Source organism: Azonexus hydrophilus, from assembly GCF_001956855.1.
Taxonomy (GTDB): domain Bacteria; phylum Pseudomonadota; class Gammaproteobacteria; order Burkholderiales; family Rhodocyclaceae; genus Azonexus; species Azonexus hydrophilus_A.
Map to the genome: position 1 here is coordinate 85912 of NZ_MTHD01000005.1, position 17681 is coordinate 103592.

A 17681-nucleotide genomic window follows, 5' to 3' on the forward strand; every position below is an offset into this window, starting at 1 on the left:
GGGTGGGTTCTCCAGCGGGGATGTTTGCGCTATTATATACAAACACGAATGTATGTAAATATCTTCGTTCCGCCCGGGGACTCGATTAACATTCCCCGCCGCGCATGCAGACAGAGAACGCCGGGAGAGAGAAATGGTCAGAAAAACCAAGGAAGAAGCCGAGCAGACGCGCAAGGACATCATTGATGCTGCCCGACGCGTGTTTCACGAATGTGGCGTCAGCCGTTCGTCGCTGGACAAGATTGCCAAGGCCGCCGGCGTGACACGTGGTGCAGTTTATTGGCATTTCGAGGACAAGGCCGAGGTTTTTTTCGCGATGCGCGACGCTGTTTTCGCGCCGATGCTGGGCTGTACCGATGCAATTCTCTACGATCCGGCGCATGTCAATCCGCTGGATGCCATCGAAGGGTCGATCAAGGAATTCTTCCGCGTACTTGAGCACTGCCCGAATTTTCGCGAAGTGTTCGAGATCATGATCTCGCGTTGCGAATACGTTGATGAATTCGCCAGTGTCGAACAGGAAGTCGGTCGCCCGGCGCAGGAGTTTCTCGAAAAAATCGAGCGCATGTACCGTCTGGCTGCCGAAAAGGGTTACCTGCGCGCGGGCCTGACCCCGGATGCTGCAGCCCGCGATACCTGGGCTTTCACCAGCGGGTTGCTGCATCTTACGCTGGGGTGTCGCAAGGGCAGCGGCCTGGAGAAGGAGATTCCCGACATGATCGCCGCCCACATGGCGCTGCGTCGCTAGCGATATTTCTGCCAGGCGCTCCAGCTGAAGACCAGCAGGCCAAGCCAGATCAATCCAAAGGTGACGAGCTTGCCCAGGTCCAGGGGTTCGTTGAAAACGTAAACTGCAGTCAGGAACTGCATGGTCGGATTGATGTACATCAGCATGCCGACCGTCGCCAGGTTGAGGCGCTGGGTGGCGGCAGCGAAGGCAATCAGTGGCAGCGCCGTGAGAATGCCGGCGCCGATCAGCCAGCTTGCGGTGGACCACTCGCTGAAGACAAAAACCGTGTGTCCCTGCTGTGCCTGCCACAGCGCATAGAGCAGACACACCGGCAGCATCACCAGGGTTTCCAGCCACAGGCCGGACAAGGCATCGACCGGTATCTGCTTGCGCACCAGGCCGTAGGTACCGAAGGTCGCAGCCAGGAACAACGAGACCCAGGGCAGCCCACCAAGGCTGATGATTTCGTTGCCGAGTCCGGCTATCGCCAGCGCGATGGCCAGCCATTCCTTGCCGTTGAGGCGCTCCTTGAGCACGAGCAGGCCAAGCAGCACGTTGACCAGTGGCGTCAGGAAATAACCCAGGCTGGATTCGACCACCTGCTGATGGGCGACCGCCCACAGAAACACCAGCCAGTTGCTGCCGACCAGCAGTGCCGCCAGCGCCAGCATGGCGAGTTGTCGCGGTCGACCGAGGATGGCGCGGACTTTTCCCCACTGCTGCGTGGCCGAAAGCAGCACGCCGACGAAAATGCAGGCCCAGAGTGCCCGGTTGGCCAGGATGTCCATTGGCGCGATATGCGACAACTGGTGGAAGTAGAGCGGGAAGAATCCCCAGATGCCATAGGCGAGCAGGCCGAAGCCGATGCCGGCCAGCGGGCGGTTGGAAGCCATGCGTTCAGTGCTCGTCGTTGAGGATGGCTAGCGCCGGCGAGCGGTAGTCGCGCCGGTAGAGAACGACCGTCACGCTGATTGCGACCAGCGCCAGCAGCAGCGGGTGGAGCAGCCAGGCGGCGGCGGCAAGGCCGAAATAATAGGCGCGGATGCCACGGTTGAAGTCGTCGCCGGCCAGGTTGTTGGTGCCGGCAATACGTCGGATGAAGGCGTCGATTTCCGGGGTGCCGGCGGTTCCGGCTGGCGCTGCGCCGACGAGGATCGACAGCAGGTTGAACTGGCGCAGCGACCACGTGAATTTGAAGTAGGCGAAGACGAAGCTGCCAAGCACCAGCATCAGCTTGATTTCGAGCAATTCCCGGTTACCCGGCCCGGCAAACGGCAGGTCCGCGGCGATGCCGAGCAACTGGTCAGCGGCACCGAGGGCGGCGACCAGGCCGGCGATGATGTAGATGGTCGTGTTGGCATAGAAGGAGACGCTGCTCATCAGGTTGCCGATCAGCGTCGAGTCGGTGATCCGGACTTCGCGTTCGACCATCCGGCTGGCCCAGGCCAGTCGATAGGCCTGGCTGGTCCGGATCAAGCCGCCGGCACCGCGCTGGCTGTGCTCGGAAAACCAGGCGTAACCGGCCCAGCAGACGAAGAAAATCGCCAGTGAAAGCCAGTCGACCGCAGCAAGATGGGGCAGGGCATGCATGGACGCCAGTTTGCCACAAAGAGCACTGCCGGCAGACCTAGGGTTTATCCGTAGCCAGGGCGCCGGTGAGCCAGCGTTCGGTGGTGATCATCAGTTGCGCTGCGTTGATCGGCTTGGGCAGGTAGTCGTCCATGCCGGCGGCCAGGCAGGATTCCCGGTCGGCGGCGAAGGCGTTGGCGGTCAGGGCGATGATCGGTGTGCGTCGTGCCGGTTGCCGGCTGCTTTCCCATGCACGGATCAGTCGCGTTGCCTCCAGCCCGTCCATGACCGGCATCTGCATGTCCATCAGGACCAGGTCGAAGTGCCCGGCCGCTTCGGTGAAGGTGTCGACAGCCTGACGGCCGTCAGCGGCGCAGACGATGTTGAAACCGGCTTTTTGCAGCAGTCTTTCGACGACGAAACGATTGGTCGGGTTGTCCTCGACCAGCAGGATGCGCCGGTCCGGTTCGTTGGCGGCGGGCGGTGGGAGAGACGGGGGCGCCCGGCCGGGCGAGCGTTGCGCGCCCTGTACGTCCATCGCCTCGACCAGAATGTCGAACCAGAACAATGAGCCTTTTCCCGGCGTACTCTCGACGCCGACCGAGCCATCCATCCGTTCTGCCAGTGAGCGGACGATGGAGAGGCCCAGGCCGGTACCGCCGAAGCGCCGGGTATCCGATGAGTCGAGTTGCGAAAATGGCTGGAACAGGATCCCCTGCTTGTTTTCCGCGATGCCGATGCCGGTGTCGCGGACGCTGAAGCGAAGGCGGACCCGGCCGTCGGCGGTTTGTTGCGGCAGTTCGCAGGCTTCGACGGTGATCTGGCCATGGTCGGTGAATTTCACGGCGTTGCCGAGCAGGTTGCTCAGCATCTGCCGGATGCGCGTTGCGTCGCCCCGGAAGCGGCGCTCCGCTTCCCCGAGCCAGCTTGCGCTCAGCGTCAGCCCTTTGCCGGCAGCGTTGCCGGCCAGCAACGCGGTGATTTCCTGGAGCAATTGCGCGGGCGAGAAGTCGCTGGCAACGAGATCGAGTTTTCCGGCTTCGATCTTCGACAGGTCGAGAATGTCGTTGAGCAGTGTCAGCAGGGTGTTACCCGAGTCGAGAATGGTACGCACGTAAGCCTGGTCTTCCTGGCGCCCCAGATCCGACATCTGCAGCAGTTGTGCCATGCCGAGGACGCCATTGAGCGGTGTCCGGATTTCATGACTCATGGTGGCCAGAAAGCGGCTTTTGGCAATGTTTGCAGCTTCGGCGGCCAGCATCGCTTCCTTGAGGTTGCCCTGGGTTTCGCCGATCGACTGCATGGCCTGATCGAAGGCACGGCCGAAGTCTGCCAGCTCGTCTTCGCCATCGATGCCGGCGCGGGCTTGCGTATCGCCGTGACCGAAAGACTCGGCGGCTTTCTTCAGTGCAGCAATGCGTGATTCAGTGCGGCGGATGAAACTGCGAAACAGCACATGCGCCAGTCCCAGCGACAGCAACAGCGACGCGGCCAGCGCCACCAGCATGCCGGACAGCGATTTTTCCCAGGGCGAAGAGGCCATCTGCACACTGACTTCACCCAGATGGTTCTTGCCGAAGGAGATTGTCGCCTTGTGTGGCGGTGGCGCCCAACGTCCGGTTCGTGCTTCACCGAGTTCGGTCAGCGTGCTGTCGTCGCTGCGCAGGACGCGGATGAAACCGATGACGTCGAGCGAGATGGTTTCGCGGACCACATCCCTGACTTCGGCATGATCGGCTTCCAGCATCGGGGCTACGAGGGCGGTCGCCACCAGTCGCGCCGACGATTCCGCTTCCGCCTGCTGACTGCGTTCGGCATCGAGAATGAATGCCAGACCCATGCCGAATACCAGCAGCAGGTTCGAGGCGACGACGGCAACGATGGCCAGCGCCGCCAGTTGCGCACCAAACGAACGGCGCAGCGAGGGAAAGCGCCGGAGGATGTTCATTCGGCCAGATTGAACTGACGATAGAACTCGACCACCAGCGGGTCCACCTGAAGCATTTCCCGACCAACCGGCAGCAGCGCCTGGTGTCCGAGCGATTCAATGAAGGCCTGGCCGGTGCTGTCGGTATTGGCAAATTCGATCAGCTTTCCTGCAATCCCGTTGCTCAGCGCCGCCAGTGCCGGCGATGCGGTGTAAACCACGGCTGATAATGCCGGCGGCAGGTCGAGCATGACCTTTACCTGTGATGCCAGTGCCGGTTCGATCTGCTTCAGCGTGGTTCGTGAAACCACCGCGGCAGCAGCCTCGCCGGAGAGAATGCGCTGGATCGCGTTGGCATGGCTGCCGGCAACCTGGACGTTGATGTCCTTGTTCGGCTGCAGTCCGTTGTCGCGCAGGAAGCGCAGGCCCACCACGGTGAGTGCCGCAATGCGGTCGGAAACCACGATGCTCTTGCCGCGCAGGTCTTCCAGCCTGCCGATCGGGCTGTTCCTGGCAATGGCAAGTACCGGCTGTAGCGCTGCCCGGGTGCGTGCCAGCGGCACATAGCCGAGTTCACGTTGTGCCAGACGCGCCAGTGGCAGCGAGTCGGCGACCAGGTCGTACTGATGGGCGCGCAGGCGTTCGAGGTGCGCCGCGTAGTCCGGAGCGGATGAAAAGTGAACGGGCCTGCCCAGTTCGCGCTCGAAAAAGAACCGTACCGGTTCATAGAGCGTGGCCAGACGCCGGGCCGTCAGATAGGGAACGACGCCGAAGCGCAGGGGCGTGACCGAGGCGCCGGCCAGCGTGGCGTAGCCGCTGCTCAGCAAGGTGGCAAGCTTGAGGAATTCACGCCGATCAAGCGTCATTATGGCAATACTCCAGAACGCCGGTTGGTCAGGTGCCAGATCTGGTCAATACCCATACTTTGCGGCTGTTGCTTGCGAGTTTAGCAAAATTGCTATTTTCATGACAGTCGTGGCGTATGTGATGTGATTGATGCTGCCGGGTATCTCGTGCAATATCAGGCTGCTCGATCCATTCTCGATAACTTATTGGAGCATTTCATGACAACACTCAACGCAGCCGGCCGCTTCCTGGTTGCCGCCTCGGCACTTCTGGTTTCTCTGGCCTTCGCGCCGGCACAGGCAGCAGATGAATATTACTTCTACGTCCAGAACAAGACGGATTCCCGCATCACCAAACTGCAGGTTTCCGAAGACAAGAAGACATGGGGCTATTTTGATATCGGCAAGGGCATTTCGCCCGGCAAGAAAGTCAAATTGACCTGGGATTCCAGCGCCAATGACGAAGAATGCGAACAATGGGTGCGCGCGGTGTTTGCCGATGGTTCGACCAGTGATGTCAGCAAGATGGACTTTTGCGAGGACCTGGATACGCCGATCGTATTCGAATGATGTGCCTGCGGGCGGAGCGATCTGCCCGCTATCTGGAGGTCTGACGGGCTTTGCCGCGCATCGCCCGGATCTCGAAATCGACGCTGTCGAGCATTTTGCCGCGTGCGTCGTGCAGGCTCAGCTGATGGCGCCCTGGTTGCGGCAGCCAGCTGGCCGGATTGCTGGCCCGAGCCAGCACCTTGCCATCGATTTGCCATTGCCAGCCGCGTTGTGCCGGGGCGGACAGGCGTAGCGGAATTCTCTGGCGGTCCGGCGGAATGTCCGGGTCGAGCGCGATCACCGTGCCGTCGGTCGGGTAGGTGATGCGCGCCAGCGTGTCGGCACGGGCGGCGCGGATGACGCCCATTTCGGTCCCCTTGAGGAACCATTCGCGGCGAGCCGCCTCGACTGCCGGTTCGAAACGGATGTCGCGTCCGACAACCGCCGGCGGTGCCGTTGGCGCCGTGCTGCTGGCAGTGCCGGCGCGCTGCAGCCGGTCCATCACTTCACGCCACACCGGCGCCGCGCCGGAGATGCCGGAAACGTCGTGCATCGGGCTGCCCGAGGCGTTGCCGACCCAGACGGCGACCGTGTAGCGACGCGAGAAACCGGCACACCAGTTGTCGCGCATGTCCTTGCTGGTGCCGGTCTTGACCGCCGACCAGTACGGCGTCGTCAGCCAGGATTCGAGGCCGAAGGTGCCGGCGCGGGCGGCGCGGTCGGCGAGGATGTCGGCAACGAGAAATGCCGCTGCCGGGGTGTCGACCGCACGCGGCTGGCCGGCGAAAACGCCCTCGCAGCCGCCCTGGCGGCATGGCGGAACAGTCGCGTCACGGGCCGGCACGGCGCGCAGCGGCGTCCACCGGCCGCCATTGGCCAGCGTCCGGTAGGCGTTGGCCAGCATCAGCAGCGAGATGTCGGCTGAGCCGAGGGCCAGGCTGTAGCCGTACCAGTCGCCATCTTCCTTCAGGCTGGCGAAACCGTGGGCCTTGAGCCTGTCCTGGAAGGCGTTGGCGCCGACGCGGACCAGCGTTTTCACTGCCGGCACGTTCAGCGAACCGGCCAGCGCATGCCGGGCGGAGACCCAGCCACGATATTCCGGGTCGTAGTTCTGTGGCGTGTACAGGCCGTTGCCGGTATCCAGCGACAGCGGCGCGTCGTCGATCAGCGAGGCCGGCGTCAGCAGGCGCCGTTCGAAAGCCTGCGCGTAGAGGAAGGGCTTCAGCGTCGATCCGGCCTGGCGCAACGCCGTCGCGCCGTCGACCTCGGCGGCGCCGGAGAGATCGCCGCTGGAGCCGACCCAGGCGAGAATTTCGCCGCTGGCGTTGTCGATGACCAGGACCGCGCCGTCCTCGGCGTTCTGCCGGCTCAGCGCCGACAGGTGACGACGCAGCGCGTCGCGTGCGAAAGCCTGGAGGTCGGCATCGAGACTGCTGCGCCGGTCGCGGCCAGGTTCGGCGAGCAGCTTGCGGGCGAGGTGCGGTGCCAGTTGCGGCGCTTCCGGGCGCAGGTCGCGCAGGTTGTTGTTGAGCGCCTGGAAGGTGAAGGCTTCCAGACCACGGCATTCGTCGGCCCGCTGCAGTTCGGTGAGCAGCGAACAGGCGCGGCGGGCGACGGTTTCCGGCGGCACGTTGGGCGCGCGCAGCAGCACTGCGGCGATCGCCGATTCGCGGTCGTCGAGGCCGTGCGGCCATTTGCCGAACAACGAGCGGCTCATCGCGGCGACGCCCTGCAACTCGCCGCGAAAGGCGACGAGGTTGAGATAGGCTTCGACGATGCGGCCTTTGCTCCAGCTGCGTTCGAGGCGCAATGCTGCGGTCGACTGGCCGATTTTGGCAAAAAAGCTGCGTTGACCGCGCCGTTGTCCGTCTTCCTCGATCAGCCCGGCCAGTTGCATGGTCAGCGTGCTGGCGCCACGCGTGCGGCTGCCGCGCAGGTTGTTCCAGGCGGCACTGCCGGCGGCCAGCCAGTCGACGCCGCCATGCTCCATGAAGCGCTTGTCCTCGGCCGCGATCACTGCCCGCAGCAGTGCCGGCGAGATATCGGCGAGCGGCGTCCACGCCAGCCGGCGGACCTGCATGTCGACGCGCAGGCTGTGCAGCGGCCGGCCGTCGCGGGCGAGCAAGGTGGCTTCCGACGGCCGGTAGGCGCTGCGGACCTCAGCGAACGATGGCAGCGCCACTGCCGGCAACGGTGCCAGCAGCGTGCATAACAGCAGGAAGACGCGGCGGATCAGCTGGCCCAGAGTTTTTTCCAGCCGTCGTGACCAAGGCGCTGCATGGTCTCGATGTTGCGCTCGAAGATCGATTCGGCCTCGGGGAAGGCGGCCACCGCACGGTCGATGCTGCTTTCGCGGAGCAGGTGCAGCGTCGGGTAGGGCGAGCGGTTGGTGAAGTTGGCGATGTCGTCCGGCTCGCAGCCGGCGAATTCGTATTGCGGGTGCAGGCTGGCGATCTGGAAGACGCCTTCCAGGTCGAGGTTGCGCAGCAGCGCGTTGGCTTCGGCGAGGAAGAAATGGTAGTCGAGGAAATTGGTCATCGCCCGCGGGTGGATCAGCAGCGTCGTGTCGAGTTGCGCCGGGGGCGTGGCTGCGAGCAGCGCAAATTCGGCGTCCAGTTCGGCGAGCAGTTCGTCGGCCGTGCTGGCTGCGGTCAACGCGTAACGGACCTGCTTTTTGACGAAGACGCTCTTTGCGAACGGACACAGGTTCAAGCCGATGACTGCGCGTTCCAGCCAGGATTGCGTGTCTGCGACGATGTGTTCGGCATCGGATTCGGTGTAGGGGTGGAGCAACGGATACATGCGCAGGTACCTTGGCGGAGATGCACCGTATTCTAGCCCGCCGGCTGGCGGATGTCGTACATGCAACACCGGCTTGCCAGCGGATGCCACGGTAACAGGGCGTTCCGGCCAGATGCCGGGCTGGCATTGCTCTTGCATCGCTGCTGCATCCGCCAACCCGAGTTCCGATCATGAACGCCAGTGACCGTATCCCCTACCAGTGCATTTCTCCCGTACAGGCTGTCGAACTGCTGCGCCAGGAAGTCAGTCTGACCATTTTCGACGTGCGCGATCTGGTCAGTTACCGCCAGGGCCACATTGAGGGTGCCGCCCAGCTTTCCGAGGAGCGCGTGCTGGCCTGGATCAAGCGTCTGCCGAAAGAGCAGCCGTTGCTGATCTACTGTTACCACGGTAACGCCAGCCAGACCTATGCGCAGATGTTCAGCGATTTCCGTTTCCAGCGCGTGTTCAGCGTCGACGGCGGTTACGAAAAGCTGGTGGCGGCGCTGGCATGACCAAGAAGTTCTACATGACGCCCGGTTCGTGCTCGACCGGCATCCATATTCTGCTCGAAGAATGCGGTCTGGTGTTCGAGGCCTGGATCATCAATCTGCTGGCCGGTGACCAGTACAAGAAGGATTATCAGGCGATCAATCCCAAGGGCACGATTCCGGCGCTGGTGCTCGACGATGGCACGGCGCTGACCGAATTTTCGGCGATTGCCTGGTGGCTGGCGCGTAGCTACCCGAAGCGCAAGCTGCTGCCGGCCGACATTGCCGGTGAGGTGCGCGTGCTCGGCTGGCTCAACTACATCGTCCATACGCTGCACACGCAAGGTTTTGCCCGCATTTTCACGACCGAGCGTTTTGCGCCGAGTTCCTGCGACCATGAATCGGTGCAGGCACAAGGCCGCCAGATCATCGACCAGGGATTTGCCTTGATCAATCGCGAACTTGCCGGCCGCAACTGGCTGGCCGACGATTTCGGCATTGCCGACGCAGCGCTGTTCTACGTCGAGTTCTGGGCAGTGCGCACCGACATCCCGCTGCCCGAACATTGCGCCGCCCACTACCGGCGCATGCTGACGCGGCCGGCGGTACGCCAGGTGCTGGCCGAAGAGGGCTACGCCTCGGCGCTGCGCTGAAGGATTGGCGCGGACGGCCGCAATCCGTTAAATTGCGCGGCGATCCCCCAGCAAGGAAGCGCCCGTGTTCTACGTCGTCGAAAGCAGCAAGTCGTTCCAGGAAGTCGTCTTCGATCTGGAGCCGGTGGTTCAGCGCCTCGGTTTCGTCGTTCTGCATCGTCACGATTTGGCGGAAATCCTCTATCGCCGCGAGATCGGTATCGACGAGGAATGCATGGTGTTCGATATTGCCAACTACCGCCATCTGGAACGCTTGCTGGCCTGCGGGCTGCGACTTTCGGCGCTGTTGCCCTGGCGGATTTCGGTTTTTACCGAGAACGGTGTCACCCGTCTGGCGTTGTTGCGTCCCGAGACCCTGCTGGCCCCGCCCGGGAGCGACCCGGTACTGGCCCGTCTGGCGGCCGAGATGGAAGAAAAAATGGTGCAGATCGTCGACGAAGCGCGCTAGCTTTTTCGACTCGATGCCCTTAGGTGCGGTGTCGCACCGATTGTCTTCGTCACCTGTTCTATAACTCCGTCCAGCAGCATCGCTGCCTGTCCATTTCGGGACAGGGCTTAACGGAGAAGAACAATGAACCTGAATTTCAGACCATGGGTTGCGCTAACGATGTTATGCGCAGCCACCATGTTTGGCGCTTATGGCTGCAGCAGCCTGAAAACGCCGGCTACTGCCGATGTCGCGGTATCGAAGGCCGCTGTGGATAACGCAGCTGGTGCCGATGGCGCGGAATACGCTCCGGTCGAGATGCGTCTGGCCCGGGAAAAGCTCGCGCTGGCCAACAAGGCGCTGGCTGACAAGGATTACCAGCTGGCTTCCCAACTGGCCAACGAAGCCCGAGCCGATGCCAGGCTGGCGCAAGGCAAGGCCAATTCAGCCAAGGCCCAGGCGGCAGCCACCGCGCTCGAATCCGATATCCGGGTTCTTGATGAAGAACTGCAACGCATCCGCAATTAAGCCGCAGCACACTTTTTGTGCCAGAAGTCATGAAGGAAAAATCCATGAAAAATCGTATTGTCATGCCAGCCATGCTGGCAATTGCCGCCCTGCTTGGCGCCTGTACGTCCATGCCGCGAACGACCAGCCTGCTGGACCAGACGCATGTCGAGTATCGGGCGGCGCAAAATAATGCTGATGTCGGCAGTCATGCAACGCTGGAATTGAAACAGGCCGGTGAGGCGCTGGCGCTTGCCGATACTGCCGCTGCCAATCGCGACAGTGCGGAGCGCGTCGATCAACTGGCCTATCTGGCCCGGCAGAAAGTTGCGCTTGCCCAGGAAGTAGGCAAGCGCAAGGCCGCCGAAAGCGATGTTGCCAAGTCGGGAAAAATGCGCGATGAAATGCGCCTGGCGCAACGCACCAACGAAGCGGATCGCGCACATCTGACAGCCGATGCGGCGCGCCGTGACACGGCCGAAGCCAACGTCCGGGTTGCCAGGCTGGAGGCGCAACTGGCCGATCTGGCAGCGAAGAAGACCGAGCGCGGAATGGTCATCACCCTTGGCGATGTGCTGTTCGCAACCGACCAGCACCAGTTGAACGAGCAAGGTATGGTCACGATCCGGAAATTGTCGCAATTCCTTCTGCAGCACCCTGCGCGCAGCGTGCTGATCGAGGGGGTCACAGACAGCACCGGCGGTATTCGCCATAACCAGCGATTGTCCGAGCGTCGAGCCGGTGCCGTTGCACGTAGCCTGATCGATCATGGCATCGCCCGCAAACGCATCGAGACGCGTGGTTATGGCCAGGAATATCCGGTGGCTTCGAATGCCACGACGACTGACCGCCAGTTGAACCGGCGTGTCGAAATCGTGCTTTCCGAAGATGGTGGCAGGGTCAAGCCGCGCTGAAGGAAAACTGCGATCCGCGTGTCGCGATGGATGACGCCCTGCTGATGCCCTGTCAGCAGGGCGTCATTTCGTAATGTGGGTGTTGTGCCAGTGTGCGCAAGACGTAATCGGCAATTTCCCTGGGCAACAGGGCGGATTCCCCGGCGAAGGCGGCATGCAGTCCTGCCACATCGACACGCGCTTCCTGTTGCAGGATCGGCGAGCCCTTGTGCCTGAGCGGGCGTCCCTCACCGTCGTCTACCGTCGTATGGGAAAAGCCGCTCTGCGGCAGCCAGCGCAGGGAGCGTTGCTGGCGTGGCTTGTCGTAGCAGAGCTCGAAACCGGCTGGGGTTTCGTCATCTTCCAGCCAGACGATCAGGTCGAATTCCCGGGAATGAAACCAGCGGCGCTTTTTTTCGCCAGGAATCTGGCGAACATGGATGTTTTCTTTCATTGTGACTCCGGCGTCCGCACGCCCGTGCGTGCGTGATTGGAATCTGCCGTTGCCCCGATGAGGTGTTGTCTGGCGGCACATGCGCCGATCGAATGGAAGGCGCGCGCCGATCACCGGGCAACAGCAGAACTGGCGCCATGGTAGTTGACAATGACATATGACACAAGGATTTCAATCGGCGACTGTCATCCGCTGGTTCGGCAATTCTCCGTAGACATCCGGCGCGTACATCGCCTCGACCCGCGTCGGCGGCATGGCGAAGTCGCCAGCGTTGTTCAGGCGCACGGTGTAGGCGATCTGCGTGCGGCCGCGCGGCAGCACTTCGTAGTAGCCACGCCAGGCGCTGAAACTGCGTTCAATGAAGCTGGGCCAGCGGCCTTCGCGGGCGTCGCTTTCGCCCTGCGTGGCGATGGCCGAGTCGCGGCCGTCGCCGTCGCCGAGGATGCGCGCGCCAGCCGGGATCGGGTCGCTGATCGCCACCCAGCTCATGTCGTGCTCGGCGTCGATGCTCAGCGTCACCCGCCACAGGTCGCCACGGCTGAACTTGCCCGGCGTCTTCTGTTGCAGCGGTGTCAGTTGCCGGTTGATGCGGTAACCGGCGTAACGCGGTGGGCCGTCGGGGATCGCCGCCAACACCTGGGCGTTGGCCCAGGGCTTGCCGCTGCCGGCGTGGCTGAGCGACAGCGCGTCGTCCTTGCCGGGTTTGGCCGGCCAGGGCAGCGCGAGTGGCTTACCGTCGGCGGTCTTCCAGTCGAATTCGGCGCTGGCCGGGGCCAGCGTTGCCTTGGTGACGCCGGTCACCGCCTCGCGCTCGAACTTCTGCGCGAAGCGGTCGAGCGTCACTCGCGCCCAGGCGTTGGCCGTGGTCGTCAGCCAGCGGCCGCGCTGCTGGCGTTCGAGCGCGCCCTGCAGCAGGCGCGGCAGGTCGGCCTGCCAGTCGGCGTCGTCGAACATCGCCTCGATCAGGCGGAAAGCGTTGGCGTCGGCGCTGGCCATCATCCACCAGCCGTAGTCGGCACGCTCATTGGCGAAGACCAGCCGGCTGCCGGCGTAGCCGAGGCGGTTGCGCAGTTCCTGGCGGGCGGCGGCGTATCTGGCGTCGCGCTGCGGCAGCTCGGGCAGCGCCTTGAGCACCAGCGTCCAGTCGATCAGCGCCGCGGTTGGCAGCAACAGCGGGTCGATGTCGAGCGCTGCTGCCGCGCGCTGCGGCTTCTCGCCCTGGCGGACCAGCGCCTGCATGGCGTTGAGCCGGCGGTGCAGGCGCACGTCGCCGGCAAAGCCGGGCGCCCATTCGTCGCGCTTCAGGCGCCCGTCGACGAAGGCGTTCAGGCCCTGCAGCATGCGCCGGCGGCTGTCTTCTGGCAGCGTGAAGCCGGCCAGCGTGACCACGTCGAGCAGGTAGGCGGTCAGCGTCGGGCTGCCGCTCAGGCCGGGGAAGTAGGCGGCCAGGCCGTTGTTGTCGAGGTAGCCGGGCAGGGTGTCGGCGATCTGCTGCCAGCGCGCCGGGTCGTGCAGGCCGACCGCGACCGAGGTTTTCTGTTCCAGGCAGGCGTAGGGGTAATCGGCGAAGAAGCGCAGCAGGCCGGGCGGCGGTGTCGCCAGCTTGGGCGACAGCGCGACCTCGAGGCCGCCCTTGTCGGGCAGCGCGCCGGTCGGTTGCGTTACCGGCAGGCGGGTGTCGCCGTCGACACGCAGGAAGCTGGCGTGCTGGACGGTGACCGGCACGGCAGGCGCCACCTGCTGGGTGATGCGCAGCGTGTCGCTGGCCTTGCCGCCATCTTCGCGGGCGGCGAATTCCCAGGTTTCCGCGCTGATGCCTTCTCCAGCCTGCATCGGCCAGCGCAGTTCGCCGGCGCTTTCCGGTGCCAGCGTCAGTTTCTGCGCAGCCAGCGTTTTTGCCCCGCTCTTGCCGTCGACCGTGAGATTCATCGCCTGGGCGGTGCCGTTGCGCAGCGTCAGTGTCGCCGTGTAGCGGTCGCCCTCGCGGACCAGCGGCGGCAGGCCGGAGATGATCTGGAGATCCTGTTTGGTCCTGATCGTCGCGCTGCCGGTGCCGAACAATGCGCTGCCGGCGCTGGCGATGGCGACCAGCTTGAACTCGCTGAGCGAGTCGTTGATCGGTACGCGGATGGTCGCGTTGCCGCCGGCATCGAGCACCACCTTGGGCTGCCACAGCAGCAGCGTGTCGAACAGTTCGCGCGCCGGTGCCTTGCCACCACCGCCGCCCGGCGGCAGCGCCTTCTTGCCGAAGTGGCGCTTGCCGATGACCATGCCTTGCGCGGTCGCGGTTTCGACCGCATAGCCACGTGTCGGCAGCATCGCTTCGAGCAGGTTCCAGGTGTCGTTCGGGCGCAGTTCGAGCAGCGCCTGGTCGACGGCGGCGAAGGCGACCTCGCTGCCGGCCGGCAGCGGCTTGCCGTCGGGCGTGCTGACGCGGATTTTCACCGTTGCCTGCTCGCGCGGCTTGTAGTCGGCTCTGTCGCTGCTGACGTCGACCTTGAGCTGGAAGGCTTCGGTGCCGACGGCGATCTCGGCGAGGCCGATGCGGTACGAAGGCTTGGCCAGGTCGACCATGGCCGTCGGCTGGTCCGGGTTCCACCAGGCGCGGAACCAGGCCAGCGGCTCGCGCCAGCCCCACTGGAACAGGCTGTACCACTTCAGCGGCTCGACCCGGCCACGGACGACCAGCACCGAGATGAAGGCGTTCGGCCCCCATTCGCCGCGCACCGGCACTTCCACCGTCGGCTTGAAGCGCGACAGCGGCTGGACGAAGCTTTCGAGGATGCCGCCGGCTTCGACCGAAATCAGCGCGGTGGCTTCGCGGAACGGCGTGCGCACCTGGAAGCGGGCGGTTTCGCCGGCGGCCCAGGCCTTCTTCTCCGGAATCACGTCGATGCGGTCCTGATTGCCGGCGGCGAACCACAGGTCACCGCCACCGGAAACCCAATAGCTGGTGCCGGCGCGGGCGACGTTGCCCTTGACGTCGCGGGTCTCGGCGAGCAGGTAGATGGCGCCGGGATCGGCGACGGTGAGCTCGCACAGCAGCAGGCCACGGCTGTCGGTCTGGCCAGCGCAGACCTCGCCGAGGTCGCGGTAGTCCTGGGTGTTCTCGTAGGCGTAGAAGCCGCCGACGATGCGCCGCCGGTGGCTGCTGTCGATGCGGCGCTTGGCGGTGACCTTGACCGCCTGCCCGGCCACCGGTTTGCCGGTATTGTCGAGCACCACCGCCTGCAGCCGGTTGCTGCTGCCGCCGCTGGCCCAGTCGGCGACCTTGACGCCGATTTCCAGCGCCGCCGGGCGCAGGTCGACCAGGCCGCGGATGGTCTGGATTTCGCCATTCGGGTCGGCGAAACTCATTTCGGCGTAGAGCTCGGCCGGGCCGCTTGGCTTCGCCGGCAACGGCACTTCGAGACGACCGGCACCGCTGGCGTCGAGCTTGAGTTGCTGCTTGTCGAGGACCAGCGTTTCCTCGTTCTGCTCGCCGTCGACCGCGAAAGCTGCGCGTGCTTCGTCGTCGAAGCCGACGTTGAAGCGGTAATCGCCGTAGCGCGCGTGGTGCACCCAGCGCGGGCGTAGCGTCGCCGAGACTTCAACCTCGGCGTTCTTCGCTGCACCTCCGTTGAGGAAGGACAGGCCGAGCGCCAGCGGTACCTTGCTGACTGCGATCTGCCGCGTCGGCACGCCCTGGACGCTGCCGGTGAACACCGGCAGGCGGAAGTCGGCGACGCGGAATTCGCTGCTGTAGATCTCGCCGTCGGCGCCGCCCTGGAGGACGATCTGCCAGGTGCCGAGCTTGGCCGACTCCGGCACTTTCCAGGCGTTGACCGCGCTTGCCTGGGCGTCCCAGGTGATCGGCTGGGTGAATTCGGTGCCACTCTCGTTGTGGCGCAGGACCAGTTTGTTCGGCAACTTGTCCACCGCCGGCAGCGAGAAGCCCCCGCTGTCGCGGCTGCGCGCCAGGTGCTTGACCGACAGCGTCTGGCCGGGGCGGAACAGGCTGCGGTCAAGAACGCCGTGGATGCGCAGCGGACTGTTGTCGCCCCAGCTATAGACGCCGAAGCGCCACGGCTCGATGCCTTCGTTCCAGTCCGAGCGCACGAAGCTGAAATCGCCGCCGCTGCGGGCGCTGGCGAACAGGAAACGGTCGCCGTCGCAGTACGGATTGTCGAGCGCCTGATCAATCTTCGCCCGGCCGAGCGCGTCGGTCTTGCCCTGCCACAGTTGCTTGCCGGCGCAGGTCGACACGCGGACCTCAGCGTCGGCCACCGGCTTGCCGGAATCGAGCGCGGTGACCCAGACCAACGCGTTGTCCTGGCCGATCTTCAGATGTACGGCGAGGTTGGTGACCAGCGCGGCGCTGCGCACGTACATCGGCTTGGGCGTTGCCAGCAGCGCGTTGCCGAGCAGCCGGCTCTCGATCTCGACGATGTGGTAGCCGGGCTTGGTCAGCGGGATGCCGATCACCTCGAATTCGGTGCTGCCGCCGGGCTTGGGCAGTTCCTGGCGGGTGACGCCGGGGCGTTTGGCGAGGAAGGACAGTTCGCGGGCGTAGTAAGGGTCGTAGCGTTCCTCGGGCTTGCCGTCGACGATGACCTTGTATTTGTTGCTCTGTTGCTCGAACTTTGCCAGCGTGCGCATTGCCGCGATCACGTCGGCGTCGTCGGTCAGCCGCTGGTCGCTGAAGCGGTGGCTGCCGGGCAGCGCCAGGCCGGCGGTCTTCAGGCTGGCTTCGACGTTGCGCAGCGTCACCGGCAACAGCCCGCCTTCCTTCAGTTCGACGATGCCGAAGTCGCCGGGGAACTTTGCCAGCGGCGGCAGCGCGCCGGTGCGGAAGGCAAGCGGGAACTTGGCGCCATTGCTCAGCACGCGGCCGGCTTCATCCTTCAGTCCAGCCGGCAGTTCGAGTTTCAGTTCGGCGTGTTGCGGCAGCGGGCCGGGGAAGCTGATGCTGTCGAATACCGCCTGCGGATTCTCGCGGTCCAGCGGCTGCGGCGGGCGTGCGCCTGCTGCGGTCGACAGGCGGATTTTGTCGAAAAACTTCACGTCGACCGCAGCACTGAAGTTCAGCCGGATTGCCGACAGCGGCGAACACGGCGCGCCGGCCTTTTCGCGTTCGCACGACAGGCTGGCGGTGAAAGGCTCACGCACGCTGTAGACGAAGGCCTGTTCCTTGTCGGCCGGCGTGCCGTTGTGTGCCTTGATGCCTTTGCCCCAGACCAGTTTCATCTTGCGCCCGGCCGGCAGGTTTTCGCTGCAGGCGACGACGATGGCATGGCCAGGCATGTCGGTCTGACCGATGACTTCCTGGCGCACCGCAGCGGCCACCGGCCGTGCCGGGATGCGCTGGCCGACGCCGTCGGCTTCGCACCAAAGGTGGTTCGCCAGCGACGCCGGGTCGAGCGGGCCGCCGCCGTCGATGACGAAGGCCTGGTCTTCCTCGATCAGCGCGCCGGCACTCGGCCGGATGCGCCAGGGGCGCGGTGCGGCGCCGGTGAATTCGAAACGCTGCTTGCCGCTGATGGCTTCGCCGTTTTTTGCGGTCAACCCGCCGTTGACCGTAAAAATGCAGCGCTCGCCCGGCTGCAGCGAGCGGCTCGGGCGCCAGGTCCAGGTTTGCGTGTCCTGCCAGCGACCTTCGCCGCTGATGCCGGCGCAGTCGATGGCAAACGGTGTCGGTGCGTCGGCGGCGCCGAGCGCGACGATGTCGCTGCTGAAACGTGCACTGACCTGGGACAGGCTGCCGACCGGGCCTTGTGGCTGGAACTGACGGACGCTGGCGGCGTGGGCGCCGGTGACGAAGGACTGGGTGACGAAGAACAGGGCGGCGATGGGCAGCAGGCGGGAAATTCTCATGG

At 64.5% G+C, this 17681-nt stretch carries 15 protein-coding genes; 7 read left to right on the forward strand and 8 right to left on the reverse strand.

What is annotated here, in order from left to right; all coding sequences use genetic code 11:
* The first annotated feature begins 133 nt into the window (after positions 1-133).
* Positions 134-748 carry a TetR family transcriptional regulator gene (locus tag BJN45_RS13935; RefSeq protein WP_076096275.1) on the forward strand — a complete coding sequence of 205 codons (615 nt, stop codon included), beginning with the start codon at positions 134-136 and terminating at the stop codon, positions 746-748.
* Here BJN45_RS13935 and rarD read toward each other — a convergent pair.
* The 4 genes from rarD to BJN45_RS13955 are packed head-to-tail and all read right to left on the reverse strand — an operon-like array spanning position 745 to position 5092.
* Positions 745-1623 carry an EamA family transporter RarD gene (gene rarD / locus BJN45_RS13940; RefSeq protein WP_076096278.1) on the reverse strand — a complete coding sequence of 293 codons (879 nt, stop codon included), beginning with the start codon at positions 1621-1623 and terminating at the stop codon, positions 745-747. The two genes, BJN45_RS13935 and rarD, sit on opposite strands and share 4 nt — an antisense overlap.
* Positions 1624-1627: 4 nt before the next feature.
* On the reverse strand, positions 1628-2320 hold the full coding sequence (locus tag BJN45_RS13945) for a DUF599 domain-containing protein (RefSeq protein WP_076096280.1): 693 nt from the start codon (positions 2318-2320) through the stop codon (positions 1628-1630).
* A 37-nt stretch (positions 2321-2357) separates the two neighbouring features.
* Positions 2358-4247: an ATP-binding protein gene (locus BJN45_RS13950; protein ID WP_076096282.1), complete on the reverse strand. Its 1890-nt coding sequence runs from the start codon at positions 4245-4247 to the stop codon at positions 2358-2360.
* Positions 4244-5092: a PhnD/SsuA/transferrin family substrate-binding protein gene (locus BJN45_RS13955; RefSeq protein WP_076096284.1), complete on the reverse strand. Its 849-nt coding sequence runs from the start codon at positions 5090-5092 to the stop codon at positions 4244-4246. The genes BJN45_RS13950 and BJN45_RS13955 overlap by 4 nt, the downstream gene beginning before the upstream one ends.
* 123 nt (positions 5093-5215) lie before the next feature.
* Here BJN45_RS13955 and BJN45_RS13960 point away from each other — a divergent pair, with 123 nt between their 5' ends.
* Complete coding sequence (locus BJN45_RS13960) at positions 5216-5641, forward strand: hypothetical protein (RefSeq protein WP_139326356.1); 426 nt, start codon at positions 5216-5218, stop codon at positions 5639-5641.
* A gap of 28 nt (positions 5642-5669) precedes the next feature.
* On the opposite strand, the gene pbpC is transcribed toward BJN45_RS13960, so the two are convergent.
* Both pbpC and BJN45_RS17900 read right to left on the reverse strand, forming a co-directional pair.
* Entirely contained in the window at positions 5670-7802 is a 2133-nt protein-coding gene (pbpC, locus tag BJN45_RS13965) for a penicillin-binding protein 1C (RefSeq protein WP_240494582.1), read from the reverse strand.
* 50 nt (positions 7803-7852) lie between these two features.
* Complete coding sequence (locus tag BJN45_RS17900; RefSeq protein ID WP_076096741.1) at positions 7853-8422, reverse strand: DUF1415 domain-containing protein; 570 nt, start codon at positions 8420-8422, stop codon at positions 7853-7855.
* Positions 8423-8592: 170 nt separating this feature from the next.
* Between BJN45_RS17900 and BJN45_RS13975 the strand changes: the two genes are divergently transcribed.
* The 5 genes from BJN45_RS13975 (at position 8593) to BJN45_RS13995 (ending at position 11393) form a co-directional block, all read left to right on the forward strand.
* Positions 8593-8916, forward strand: a complete 324-nt coding sequence (locus tag BJN45_RS13975) for a thiosulfate sulfurtransferase GlpE (RefSeq protein WP_076096286.1) — start codon at positions 8593-8595, stop codon at positions 8914-8916.
* Positions 8913-9545 carry a glutathione S-transferase family protein gene (locus tag BJN45_RS13980; RefSeq protein WP_076096288.1) on the forward strand — a complete coding sequence of 211 codons (633 nt, stop codon included), beginning with the start codon at positions 8913-8915 and terminating at the stop codon, positions 9543-9545. Before BJN45_RS13975 ends, BJN45_RS13980 begins: the two co-directional genes overlap by 4 nt.
* Before the next feature lie 64 nt (positions 9546-9609).
* The gene (locus tag BJN45_RS13985) at positions 9610-9993 is read left to right on the forward strand and encodes a DUF302 domain-containing protein (RefSeq protein ID WP_076096289.1); all 384 of its coding nucleotides are present in this window, start codon (positions 9610-9612) and stop codon (positions 9991-9993) included.
* A gap of 177 nt (positions 9994-10170) precedes the next feature.
* The gene (locus tag BJN45_RS13990; protein ID WP_240494583.1) at positions 10171-10500 is read left to right on the forward strand and encodes a DUF4398 domain-containing protein; all 330 of its coding nucleotides are present in this window, start codon (positions 10171-10173) and stop codon (positions 10498-10500) included.
* A 44-nt stretch (positions 10501-10544) separates the two neighbouring features.
* The gene (locus BJN45_RS13995; RefSeq protein ID WP_076096743.1) at positions 10545-11393 is read left to right on the forward strand and encodes an OmpA family protein; all 849 of its coding nucleotides are present in this window, start codon (positions 10545-10547) and stop codon (positions 11391-11393) included.
* A gap of 52 nt (positions 11394-11445) precedes the next feature.
* Here BJN45_RS13995 and BJN45_RS14000 read toward each other — a convergent pair whose 3' ends face one another.
* Both BJN45_RS14000 and BJN45_RS14005 read right to left on the reverse strand, forming a co-directional pair.
* Complete coding sequence (locus BJN45_RS14000; protein ID WP_076096293.1) at positions 11446-11826, reverse strand: hypothetical protein; 381 nt, start codon at positions 11824-11826, stop codon at positions 11446-11448.
* Between the two features lie 171 nt (positions 11827-11997).
* Positions 11998-17679 carry an alpha-2-macroglobulin family protein gene (locus tag BJN45_RS14005; protein WP_083651311.1) on the reverse strand — a complete coding sequence of 1894 codons (5682 nt, stop codon included), beginning with the start codon at positions 17677-17679 and terminating at the stop codon, positions 11998-12000.
* Positions 17680-17681 lie beyond the last annotated feature (2 nt).